At 25.6% G+C, this 12746-nt stretch carries 13 protein-coding genes; 3 read left to right on the forward strand and 10 right to left on the reverse strand.

Annotated elements, in window-relative coordinates; genetic code table 11:
• The first annotated feature begins 73 nt into the window (after window positions 1-73).
• Window positions 74-1387 (forward strand): VanW family protein, encoded by a 1314-nt coding sequence (locus AAT22_RS13085; protein ID WP_047001548.1) that lies wholly within the window; start codon window positions 74-76, stop codon window positions 1385-1387.
• Between the two features lie 72 nt (window positions 1388-1459).
• On the opposite strand, the gene AAT22_RS13090 is transcribed toward AAT22_RS13085, so the two are convergent.
• From AAT22_RS13090 to AAT22_RS13110, 5 genes are all read right to left on the reverse strand, one after another.
• Complete coding sequence (locus AAT22_RS13090) at window positions 1460-2671, reverse strand: NAD(P)/FAD-dependent oxidoreductase (RefSeq protein WP_047001549.1); 1212 nt, start codon at window positions 2669-2671, stop codon at window positions 1460-1462.
• 170 nt (window positions 2672-2841) lie between these two features.
• The gene (locus AAT22_RS13095; protein WP_047001550.1) at window positions 2842-4491 is read right to left on the reverse strand and encodes a hypothetical protein; all 1650 of its coding nucleotides are present in this window, start codon (window positions 4489-4491) and stop codon (window positions 2842-2844) included.
• 4 nt (window positions 4492-4495) lie between these two features.
• The gene (locus AAT22_RS13100; protein ID WP_016206515.1) at window positions 4496-5278 is read right to left on the reverse strand and encodes an ABC transporter ATP-binding protein; all 783 of its coding nucleotides are present in this window, start codon (window positions 5276-5278) and stop codon (window positions 4496-4498) included.
• A 69-nt stretch (window positions 5279-5347) separates the two neighbouring features.
• The gene (locus AAT22_RS13105; protein WP_016206516.1) at window positions 5348-6322 is read right to left on the reverse strand and encodes an aromatic acid exporter family protein; all 975 of its coding nucleotides are present in this window, start codon (window positions 6320-6322) and stop codon (window positions 5348-5350) included.
• A gap of 19 nt (window positions 6323-6341) precedes the next feature.
• Window positions 6342-7214 (reverse strand): SPASM domain-containing protein, encoded by an 873-nt coding sequence (locus AAT22_RS13110; protein WP_016206517.1) that lies wholly within the window; start codon window positions 7212-7214, stop codon window positions 6342-6344.
• 160 nt (window positions 7215-7374) lie between these two features.
• Here AAT22_RS13110 and AAT22_RS13115 point away from each other — a divergent pair, with 160 nt between their 5' ends.
• Window positions 7375-7896: a DnaJ domain-containing protein gene (locus AAT22_RS13115; RefSeq protein WP_047001551.1), complete on the forward strand. Its 522-nt coding sequence runs from the start codon at window positions 7375-7377 to the stop codon at window positions 7894-7896.
• A 67-nt stretch (window positions 7897-7963) separates the two neighbouring features.
• On the opposite strand, the gene AAT22_RS13120 is transcribed toward AAT22_RS13115, so the two are convergent.
• The 4 genes from AAT22_RS13120 to AAT22_RS13135 form a co-directional block, all read right to left on the reverse strand.
• Window positions 7964-9295 carry a methyl-accepting chemotaxis protein gene (locus tag AAT22_RS13120; protein WP_047001552.1) on the reverse strand — a complete coding sequence of 444 codons (1332 nt, stop codon included), beginning with the start codon at window positions 9293-9295 and terminating at the stop codon, window positions 7964-7966.
• A gap of 253 nt (window positions 9296-9548) precedes the next feature.
• Entirely contained in the window at window positions 9549-9962 is a 414-nt protein-coding gene (locus tag AAT22_RS13125; RefSeq protein ID WP_047001553.1) for a hypothetical protein, read from the reverse strand.
• A gap of 43 nt (window positions 9963-10005) precedes the next feature.
• A complete protein-coding gene (locus AAT22_RS13130; protein WP_016206521.1) occupies window positions 10006-10689 on the reverse strand; it encodes a putative ABC transporter permease in 684 nt (227 codons plus the stop codon).
• A 79-nt stretch (window positions 10690-10768) separates the two neighbouring features.
• Complete coding sequence (locus tag AAT22_RS13135) at window positions 10769-11107, reverse strand: hypothetical protein (protein ID WP_047001554.1); 339 nt, start codon at window positions 11105-11107, stop codon at window positions 10769-10771.
• A gap of 162 nt (window positions 11108-11269) precedes the next feature.
• On the opposite strand from AAT22_RS13135, the gene AAT22_RS13140 reads away from it, so the two are divergent.
• Window positions 11270-11692 carry a hypothetical protein gene (locus tag AAT22_RS13140; RefSeq protein WP_016206523.1) on the forward strand — a complete coding sequence of 141 codons (423 nt, stop codon included), beginning with the start codon at window positions 11270-11272 and terminating at the stop codon, window positions 11690-11692.
• 61 nt (window positions 11693-11753) lie between these two features.
• Here the strand turns inward: AAT22_RS13140 and AAT22_RS13145 are convergent, their stop codons facing one another.
• Entirely contained in the window at window positions 11754-12656 is a 903-nt protein-coding gene (locus AAT22_RS13145) for an aldo/keto reductase family oxidoreductase (RefSeq protein WP_047001555.1), read from the reverse strand.
• Window positions 12657-12746: the final 90 nt, after the last annotated feature.

Here is a 12746-nt window from a genome sequence, read left to right on the forward strand (position 1 = left end):
ATTTATTGACTATACGAGTTAAACTATATATGTACAATAAAGATACAAATTAATTTATAGAAAGTTGGTATTTATGAGCAATAATAATCTTAATACTGAAACACCAAAGGAAGTGGTACAATCTACCCCAAAAAGTATAATTTCATTTTTAAAATCTTGGAAAACTATACTTATAGTATTTTTAATACTAATTTCAATCTTAGGTTATTGGTTAATTAAAAATACTAATTTAATTAATAGTTATTCTAATAAGGTTTATCCAGGCGCTTATATACTAAATAAAGATTTAGGTGGATTAAATAATGATGATTTACACAAAGCACTAGTATCTTTAATTGAAAATATAAGTGATAAAAAAGTAGCTGTAGAAGCTAATAACCAAAACTTTGAAATTGCCTACAAGGATTTAGATGCCACCATTAACTATGAGGACCTTGAAAATGAAATTTTAAGTTTCGGCAAAAATGAAGGTTTCTTCCAAAAAATTAATTTATTAAAGAAACCGAAAAATAGGGAATATAATTTTGAAGTTCTTTTTAATGATGAGAAATTAACTTCATTTGTATCTAGTATATCTAATACTATAGATGTTTCCCCTACAAATGCCTCTATAGACATTTCTGGTGGGGCTATAAATATATCAAGTGACTCTACAGGCCTTAAATTAGATTCAGATGATTTATTGGAAAATATTAGGTCTAATATTAAAGATATGAATGCCCCAAACATTTTAAATGTGATTGGGAAAGTTGATGTTGTAAATGCTAGCATTACAGCTAGTGCATTAAATAATGTTACTAGTAGAATTTCTTCTTTTTCTACTAGCTATAAAGCTGGTCCTAGTGGTACAAACCTTCAAATCGCTGCAAGAAATATAGATAATTCAATAGTAATGCCTGGAGAAACTTTTTCTACTGAAAAGGCAATAGGCCCAACAACTATTGAAAATGGATTTGTATCTGCTAATACTTACGTCAATGGAGAAGTTGTTCCTGGTGTTGGTGGAGGAGTTTGTCAGGTTGCCTCTACTCTTTATAACACAATATTAAGAGCTGGAATTATACCTACTGAAAGACTTAATCATATGATGAAGGTTTCTTATGTTCCTATAGGACTTGATGCTACTTTAGCTGATAATCTTATTGATTTAAAGTTTGTAAATAACTTTGATGTTCCTATTGTAGTTAATAGTTATGCTGGGAATGGGAATTTAACCATTGAATTTTGGGCAAATGAAGCTGTAAAAGGCGGCATAACATATGAACCTGTTTCTGTTCCGTTAAGTTCATTAAGTGCCGATACTTATTTGTATGGATATAACTCTAATGGTGAATTAGTTGTTAATGAATATCTAAATAGGAGTACTTATCAACCACTTCCAAACTAAAAAGCTGAGTTTCCTCAGCTTTTTTTAGTGTTATTATTACTAATTAACAATATATATCTGCTAAATTTAAAATTACTTTCCCGAATTAATTCCTGCTAAATATCCTGTTGAAAATGCCATTTGAAGATTATATCCTCCAGTTTCAGCATCTATATCAATAACTTCACCTGCAAAAAATAATTTTTTTATTTTTTTAGATTCCATTGTAGATGAATTTATTTCTTTTACACTAACTCCGCCACTTGTTACCATAGCTGCTTTAATTGTAATTGTGTCTTCTACTGTTAATTTCATTTCTTTAATATATTCTATTAACTTAGCTTCATCTTCCTTTTTCAATTCTGAAATTTTAATTTCATTTAAGTTTAAAATATTTAATAGTTCTTTTATAAAATTTTGTGGTAAATACCCTTTTAAATTATTTACTAGACCTTTATTTGCATTAGTTCTTATTATTTTAGATAACTCATCTTTAGATATCTGCGGTAAAAAATCTAATTTTATCTCTACTTCTTTTTCCTTTAAAATTTTACTTATATATGACGAAATTTTCAAAACCCCAGGTCCAGATATTCCAAAATGTGTAAATATAATATCTCCTTGACGTTGTATTTTTTTCTTTTTAATAGTTGTGCTTACTATTACCTCTTTCATTGATATTCCTTGCATATTTTTAATAAATCCTTCTTTAATAACAAGAGGAATCAATGCTGGATATAAAGGATTTATAGTATGCCCATACTTTTGTATTATATCATACATACTTCCATCTGATCCTGTTGTAGGATAACTTTTTCCTCCTGTTGTAACTATAACACTATCAGCATATATCTCTCTGTTATCTTCAGTTACTATTCCCTTAATACATTCATTATCAACAATTAAATCATTTACCTTTGTATTATATAATATTTCAACTCCATTTTTTATCAAATTATTTTTAAATATATCTATCACTTCATCTGCTTTATCACTTTTGGTAAATACCTTTTCATCATATTCAATTTTGTATTCTAATCCGTTATTAGAAAGATACTCAAGTAAATTAATATTTGAAAAAGTATAAAATGCACTATATAAAAACTTTTTATTTGTTACTATTTTTTCAAAGAATTCTTCTATATCTCTATTATTAGTTATATTACATCGCCCTCCACCAGTAAGCTTTAACTTTTTCCCTATCTCATTATTTCTCTCAATTAAAGTAACTTTATTACTTTTAGACGCTGATAACGCTGCCATTATCCCAGCTGGTCCAGCTCCTATAACTATAACTTTTGCCATAATCAATCTCCTATAATTTTATTTAATATTTAAAATATATTATATACTAAATATTAAATAAAATCACTTAGCTATAACTTGTTCTCTTATTTAAAAAGTTTTATTATTTTAACTTTATAATAATAAAGAGAACTATCATAAACTAAGTGATTTTAATATTGTAAAACATATTACGTTAATTTATTCTTAGGAATATTAAAGGCTGTGTTCCATAATATGACGTCTATAATCAATAACACTAATCCATATATATATATTCCTATATTAAAGAAATTTGATAAAATATGAAGCATTAATGCTACTAATATAAATACTATAGATAATATAGCAATTCCAACGCTTGAACCATTATTAGTTCCTTCAAATTTCTCTGAAAATGGATATGACTTACTGCTGATTAAAAAATTTAATATTGTTATCAATATAATTGATAACAATACTATTATAAGATGTTTTATAACTCCTTCTGAATATATAATTATAAATAATATTGATATAAGTATATATGGTGGTATTACAAGTTTAAAAAACATACCTTTTATAACACCTTTGTATATTGATGATATATTTTTAATTGGAGCTACCTCATAAATCCATGCGCCGCTATACTTTTCAGAGTATTTAAGCATTACTACTATATTAGGAATTATCAAAGTGAAAGCATAAATTGAAAGATATAAGCTTGAATTAACTAAATTATTTCTTATACTACTAATACTTCCTCCTCTAAATCCAACTAACATAAATATAAATGGTAAAATTATTCCCAAGGCAATATTAGGGTACACCTTAAGCTTAAATTCTCTCTCTGAATTAATTATTTGCACTGAAAACTTAAAGAAAGCCCTTTCTATTTTATCTTTACAAACTAATTTGCTAATCTTAAGTATAAGCTTATTTTTTTCTTTTGACTTTTCGTTATTATTATTTAATTTTTGTAAATACTTTTCAAATGTAGGTGTTAATTTCAAATATACAATTAAAGAAATTATAGGGATTATCAGGGATAGAATACTCATTATTATTTTATATACCGTTATTCCTTCTCCATCTATAATAGATAATGGTGCTGCAAACCACATAGGCGGCACCAGTATATGCCAAGATTTATAAGTATAAACAATCTTATCTAAATCAATAAATTGAAATATTCTGGGTAAAATTTGATATATTATAACCATAAATATACTAAGTATAGTTTGTACATAATTTATCATATCTTTTAACTTTTCTCCATCAAAGAATTTAAGCACTAAAAGATATAGTAATGCTGTTATCATAATCATAAATATATCTATAAGTATTATTTCTATTAAAAATATTAAGAAGAATGCTATTCCATATTTAAATGATAATAAAAAGGAAAATCCTACTAATGATAATGTTAAATAAATTATATAAATACAAACATGCGTAATTTTAGCTGCATTTATAGTTTTACTATCTATACCCTTGGTATAGATAATGCTTTTGTCCTTCACATCCAATATAACATAAGAAAAATCTGATATAAATACAGTTAATATCATAAACATTATTGCTGCAAAATATATAGACATCTGATACATCATATTAATCCTAAATATAAGTGTTAATCCAAAAAATATTCCTATAAATGCATATAATATTAATGATTTATAAAATTCATTTGATTCGCCTTTTTTCTTTTTTCTTTCATTATTAAAAACTGTTGCTTTTCGTCTTCCATCCATAGTTAATTTAGTATTAATAATTAGTCTTAATATATCATAATCTACTCCTGATTTTTCATAAAAGAATCGTAACTTATCCAATATTTTTAAAACCTTAAAATCCTTCATAATCTTATACCTCTTTAATTACAGATATAAAATTTTCAGCAAGTTCTTTATATTGGTTAAATCCTGTAATTTCATTAAAAATATTTTCAAGAGAACTGCCTTTATGACTATTCTTTAATTCCTCGAAATTTCCATCTGCAACAATCTCTCCATTATTTATTAAAATTATTCTATCACTTATTTTTTCAACTACTTCCATTATATGAGATGAATAAAATATTGTTTTTCCTTCCTTTGCAAGGTGAGATAGAATTTCTTTTATAATAATTACACTATTTGCATCAAGTCCACTTAAAGGCTCATCTAAAAATAACATTTCTGGATCATGTATTAGACTTGAAATAAGTATAAGTTTTTGTTTCATCCCTTTCGAATATGATGAAATTCTTTGTTCATAAACCTCCTCAATTCCCATTATATTCATTAACTTTCTTGCCTTACTATCTGCTTTTTCATAATCTATTCCATATAATTGAGCTATAAATGTAAGGTATTCTTTTCCTGTTAAACTATCATATATTTCTGGAACCTCAGGAACGTATCCTATTTTTCTTTTATAATTATCATCTATTTTTGAAATATCTTCACCAAAAATTTTAATTTCTCCAGTATATCCTGTAAGTAATCCCATAATTAACTTTACAGTAGTACTTTTTCCTGCACCATTTGGCCCTATATATCCTATTATGCTACCTTTATTTATTTTAAGATTTATTTCTTTTAAAACATCTTTTTCTCCAAAACTCTTTTTTAAATTTATTAATTCTAATACTATATCATCATACATAAAATCATCCCCCTTAGATAATTTTACAATATATTTAATCTTTTGTAAATTTTTTCTAAAGGTTGGCTTTTATTTTTGATTATTATATTTTCTATAATTTAATATAAAACTTCTCTTCATATTCAATAAATCTTCCATATCATTTAAAAATTGTAAAAGTTGTGCTCTATTTTCAAACTCTTCTCTTGTTTTAGGTAGAGACATCTTTTTAAAGTCATTTTTTAATATTTCTAATTCATCAAGCAATTCTTCACAATCATTTGCCTCTTCTATTTGATTGGCTACTTTTTGTGTAAAACTAGATATCATATATGTTTGTTCAAATGACATATAAAACTTTTCAAAGTGAGTTCTAAGCTTTTTTATGATATCAAATTGGTTTTTTCTCATATTCATATAATCAGTATAATAAGATTCACTTTTAAAAAAGCTATTATTCACTATTTTATAAGCTCTTTCACAACTTTCATTTATCCTTTTTTCCAAAGCATTCATTATTATTTCTTCATCGATATCCACCGTATAAGTAACAAGGGATTTCGCCATCTTAGATAAAATAACTTTATAACTATCTTCTATATATTCCTTATCTACATTAAATTTATGTTGAAGAGAAGGCATAAATAAATTAGCTATAGATGCTATACCAATTCCAATTATCATTAGTAAAGTTTCATTTATTATCCAATATAGGTTTATTGGATTTGCAATAAGCAAATGTGTGGATAATACAACTGCCGGTACCATTCCTTCTGATATATTTAATTTTGATGTTAATGGTATAAAAATTAGAAGGAATATTGCAAAAGTAATAGCATTTTGCCCAATAATCTTATATATTAAAAAAGATAATATAATAGCTAAAATACAAGCAGCCACTCTATTTTTACCTACTATTAATGCTTTTCTTCTAGTATCTTGAATACTCAAAATCGCTATAACTGCTGCTACTGTTGAAAACTGTAAATTTAACATATTCGCAAATATTAAAGTTACTGCTGCTGATATAGACATCTTCACTGCCAGATTATTTATATATTTCATTTTTACCTCCTACCTACATTTACTTAAAACTTCTTTTTGCATAACCACATCTTTTACATAAGTCTTCTACAGCACGTCTTCTTGAAAATCCATTATATATTTTTTGGGCTCTTTCTGAATTAATTATATCTTCTAAGTTATCTTTTAATATATTTCCTAAAGGTATATTTCCTTCACTATCTAAACAACAAGGAACTACAGTTCCATCAACTAATATACCAATTTGGTCTCTTAATCCATAGCAAAATACTTCTTCACTTATTAAAGATAAATTTGCATCTGGCCACATAAATTTTTCTGCCATATTTAAATACACTTTATCTTTTAATTTTAAATTTCTTTTTTCTTTTAATGCTGAAAATAAGTCGAAATTTAGATTAAGCTTATCTTCAATTAATCTTACTATCTGTAAGTTTAAATCATTATTTGCTTTTAGTTCTTCTGTATCTATATTCCAAAGCCTAAGTGAGCATATAGTATCACTTTCTACTGTAGATACATTAATAAAATCCAATATATCATTAATATATTTATAAAATTCTCCATTATTATTGGCTTCAAAACTATGTAATGAAAAATTTACTTGTCTTACTGCATTTGATGATATTAATATATCCTTAACTTTTCTTATTAATGTTCCATTTGTTGTTATATTTATATTTAAATTTTCTTCTTTTGCAATATTAAGAAATATTTCTAAATTATTATTTAGAAATGGCTCACCCATTAAATGAAAATAAATATGATTAGTATATCCCTTTATTTTATCTACTATTATTTTAAAATCTTCTATACTCATAAATCCTAATTTTCTACTTGTTTTTGGACAAAAATTGCAACTTAAATTACAAATGTTAGTTGTTTCTATATATATTTTCTTGAATCTTGTCATTTACTTTCCCCTTTTCTATATACTATAAAAATAATTTATCATATTATTGTCTTCTTTCCAAACATATTTAAATTTTATGACGAACTTAAATTGTAACATAATTAAATGATTTCCTATATATTTATAATAGGTATATAAATATGAAGGATGTGAAATTATTTTGGACCCATATAAAATTTTAGGAGTTACGCCTACTTCCTCCACTGAAGAAATTAAAAGAGCTTATAAGAACATATTAGATGAGTACAGTTCTAATAATTCAGATTTTGATTCTCGTCCCCTTGCTGAAGAAGTGCTTTTTGAAGCTAATATGGCCTATGATGTATTAGTTAATGGAGCTATATATCAAGAGATTCGTACACTTATAGATAATAATAATATTCCTATTGCTGAAAGCAAATTAAATGTTTTGGATCTAAAAAATTCTGCTGAATGGAATTATTTAAAGGGGTTTGTATATTTTAAAAAAGGATGGTTTGATATGGGGGTTCAGCACATAGTAACTGCAAATGAACTTGACCCTAGTAATGATGAATATGCTAAAACTTTAAATACATTAAAAACTCGTTCTCATGAGATAATAAATTATTATAAGCAAAATAATCCTCAAGGTGCTCCTCAAAATAATATGAATGCCTGTAGTGGTGGCAATATGGGTGGCGCTGGAGGCGGAATGTGCTAATATTATAAAAAACGGGATGATAATTTGAATTATTTACCATCCCTTGTTTTTATAAACTATTTTAAGACTATTCTTGATAAATATTAAATTTATCAAGAAGCTCATTCATATTAGCTGTCTTATTAGCTAAATTATTAGAACTCGAAGCTACTAATTTAGTATGCTTTTTAAGATCTTCAGAAGATGCTGATATTTCTTCTGCTGATGCTGCTATTTCTTCTGATAACGCTGAAACTTCTTGGACAGTTTCTAAAAGAATAGCTTTATCCTCTTCTATCTTAGTAAAAGAATTATTAATATCTTTTATTTTAGGACTAATACTCTTAACAGAATTAGATATATTATTAAAAGATGTAATTGTTGATTCAACAACATTTTTTTGGTTATCTAATCCCTTTCCCATCTCTTCTGTTTCAGCTGATATTATTTTTACACTATTAAATATATTATTTAATATATTATAGATATTATTTGATGCTTCCTTAGATGTTTCTGCTAATGATTTCACCTCTTCCGCCACAACTGCAAACCCTTTTCCTGCTTCTCCAACTCTTGCTGCTTCGATTGCTGCATTTAATGCTAAAAGATTGGTCTGGTCTGCTATTTCATCTATTAATACAGATATATTTCTAACTGTCTCTATGTCATTATTCATATTTTTTATACTTTCAATAAATGCTGTAAATTTCTTATCAAAAGAATTAATAGACTCAATTAAGTTTTTCATATCTGTGTTACTTTTTTCTGAATCTTTATCTATTCCTTTAGAAACAATTTTTATATTTTTAATATTACCTTCTGTTTCCTTAATACTCTCTCCAAGTTTATTAACAATGCTAACTATATGTAACAATTCGTTAGACTGCTTATTTGTTCCATTTGCCACCTCATTTATTGATAAATATATGTTTTCTGCTGATTGACTAAGCTCCTCTGAAACATAAGCTAAGGTAGCAGAATCTTCTAAAGTATCATTAGATAAATTTATTACACCACCTATCATATTATTTACTTCAGTTTTAGTATTTTCAATAGCTTTACATATATCTCCTATTTCATCATTTCTATTTAAATGCTTTTCATGAAAACTCATTTTCAAATTACCCTTTGAAAAATCATTCATGCTAGTTGTTATCAACTTAAGTATTTTGCTAATAGCTTTTGTAACTAGTAATATTATTATAATACTTACTATAAGTATTAACACTGAAGATATTGTCAAGGAAAAAGCTAATCCTTTTAATTCTTTTAATAAATCCTTATTTCCAACTGTTATACCTATTTCCGCTAATGATCTATTGACAAAATAATATACTGTTAACGATATCATAGTTAGTTGTAAAATGACTATTCCTATAAAATACATAACTAGTTTGCTAGTAAATTTTTTTACTCCCATAACCTCATCCCCTTATTTAATTAAATTTCTATATAGCGATTTAATTATACCATATTATGTTAATCTTTTTTACTACTTTAATTAAAATTATAGTATATTTATTTAATTATACTAATATTATTAATCATATAATATTATGGGTAAGTAAAATAATAATAAAATTCTTCTGTTTTTTCAAAATCATAGCTTAAACTAAAAAGTCACCATAGTCTAAATATGGTGACTTACCTATAAGGTTAATATCATTTTTATTTTACTCTAATTGAGTTATTAGCCTTCTCATTACATCCTTTAGCTTTCCTTCTCCAATCTCTTCGTGAGTTATAGCAATTACAAGTTTTATATCATTATCTGATATATCCCATTTATATGCCTTTATATCCATTATTGATTCATCTGGCAGGATATCTTCCATATCAGTAGCTAATTCTTCTGATAAACTTATATATTCATCAAAAAGTTCATCCCCACTTAAATTGTCTATACTATAATCATCTTCTATAATTCCATTTAAAATATCTATACCTATGCTTAGATTAAATGCTAGCATATCTTCTCTTTTAGTTCCCTTACTCATGTCTTTAATAACTTTAAATTCTGTGTTATTTTCAATTTCATTTTTTACTTCTTCTGTATCAACTACTTTTCTTCCAAATGCAATATACATAATTACACCTCCATAGTATTAAATCTTTGCATGTTTTCGAAAATTATTCATGCTTATTTTTTTGTCTTAAATCTTTAAGTAACTCTTTAAATCTTTTAAGCTCAGCCATATATTTTTTATGCTCTAATTGAGGAAAGGCTTCAATAAATCTTCTCTGTTTATTTAACTTAAACTCCTTCTTAATATCCTTGAAAATATTCATATTTCTAAGGATATTATTTAAGTTAATTATGCCTTTAACTGATATAATTATATCCATTAATAAGATAACAATACATAAAATTGCTATGATTACTATAGTAATCATATTTAATCTATTTATAATATTTTTTACAATTGGATGTATTAATTTAATTAACATAACTGATAATGTTGCAAATAGTGTTGAATTAAATAAACAAACTCTTCCTTTTATATTAAATTTTCTATTAGAATAATTCCAGAGCCTTGTATGAAAAACATATTCTAACAATATATCTGCAATAAATTCAATGATTGAAGCAATTACACCTCCAAGAATAAATATTAAAATTGCTGAATTAACATTGGTCCAATTCATTATATATAATACAAATAATGCCCCAAAACCATAAACTGGACAAACTGGCCCTTTTAAAAAACCTCGATTTATAAATTTTTTAACTGGTACTGAACAATAAAAAACTTCACATATCCATCCTAAGAAACTGTATATACTAAAATATAGTGCAATATTTAAAAAACCCATAAAGATCCTCCTCGGAAATTATTACTATATTATACTACTATTTATAAATCTTTAGTTTCTTATATCTAAATATCCTTTGTTATTTTTTTATATTTATAGTTTCTATTACTTCATTAAATAATTTATTATAAAAATTATCAAAACCATCATCTTCTAATTGTATTTCTTCATTATCATTTATATAGAACTTGTCCATAGTAGCTACTATTAGATCAAACTTTTTTAAATCATTTTCCTCTAGTAAAACATTGTAAAGATATGATAAATGATTTTGCATATATTTTTGCATTTCCTTAACATCTGAATCTTTTAATTTTCCTTCTTCATAAAGTCTTTTAATTGGTCCATTTCTAAAAATGAAATAAGTTGATGCTTTAGTTATTCTTATAATATAATCTTTTGGTATTCTATTTTTCATTATTACTCACCTCATACTTTATTCATATGTATATATTACATTTATAGTATTAAAATACAACATAATTATCTGTTAATAATTTGTTACATTTAGTATATAGATTGATTATATCAATTCTTTATATTATAATATATTTTAAATATATTTAACAGAGGTGTTGAAATGAGATTTCTTCAAGGTACATATGGAATTGATTTATTATCATTACTACTACTATTTTTAAGTTCTTTATTTAACCTTTCTCGTTATACAAGAATAGTAGGGTTGGCAATATTTTTAATAGCTATATTTAGAGTGTTTTCAAGAAATATATATAAAAGACGAAGTGAACTTAATTCGTTTATTTCTTTTATAAATAAACCATTATCTAAGTTTGGGGTTTCAATTCCTATTAATCTTCCACCTTTTGATTTAAATAATCTATCTTATGTTTTTAGAATATTTGAGAATAAAATTAAAGAAAAGAAGAATTTTAAAATAACAAAATGTCCAACCTGTGGGCAAAAATTAAGGCTTCCTAGGAAAAAAGGAAAGATAGTAGTAACTTGTAAAAGATGTTCAAACAAATTTGATTTTAAAACTTAAAATACTTAAAAATAGGATAGGGATTATAAAATTTTAATCCCTATCCTATTTTATTTTTATCTTATGGAATATCTATACCTCTTCCTGCAACATATATTTCAAACCATTGATCTTTTGTAAGTTTTAATTCTGTTGCTCTAACTGCACCTTTAATTCTTTCTATATTTCCAGATCCAACTATAGGCATTATTTTACTTGGATGCATTAGTATCCATGCATATACTACTTCATCAATATCTGTAGCTCCAACCTCTTCTTTTACATTATTTAAAGCTTTTCTAACTCTAAGTGAAGCTTCATCTTCTCCCTTAAATATCTTTCCTCCTGCCAAAGGTGACCATGCCATTGGTTTAACTCTTTTCTCAAGCATTAAATCTAAAGTTCCATTTTCAAAATGCTCTAAATTTAAAGGTGATACTTCTATTTGATTAGTTACTAATTCATTATCTAAATAAGAATTTAGCATATTAAATTGAGCTGGTAAGAAATTGGATACTCCAAAATTTCTTACTTTCCCTTGACTTTTTAACTTTTTAAAAGCCTCTGCCACTTCTTCTGGATTTAGTAATGGATCTACTCTATGAATTAATACAAGATCTAGATAATCTGTTTTAAAGTTTTTTAAAGATCTCTCTACTGATTTTATTATATGTTCTGAACTTGTATCATAGCAATGAGACTTATTTTCTGGCCTGTTTATTGAAGGAAACTTAATTCCACACTTTGTAACTATTTGCAGCTTTTCTCTTAATCCCTTCTTTAAGTTTAGTGATTCACCGAACTTTTCTTCACAACAGAAATTACCGTATATATCTGCATGATCTATTGTTGTTATCCCCAACTCATAAACTTCTTCTACTAACTTTAGTAATTCTTCATTACTTAACTTCCAATCCATTAATCTCCAATGTCCATGAATTATTCTAGACATTTCTAAATTATTACTTAATCTAATCTTTTCCATTTTCTTTCATCCTCCCAGTAAAATAATAATTTGTTAGTGCACAGATCACAGTTGTAAAATTTTGCGAATCATTTTTCAGTTCACAGTTCA

Source organism: Clostridium sp. C8, from assembly GCF_001010885.1.
Lineage (GTDB): Bacteria > Bacillota > Clostridia > Clostridiales > Clostridiaceae > Clostridium > Clostridium sartagoforme.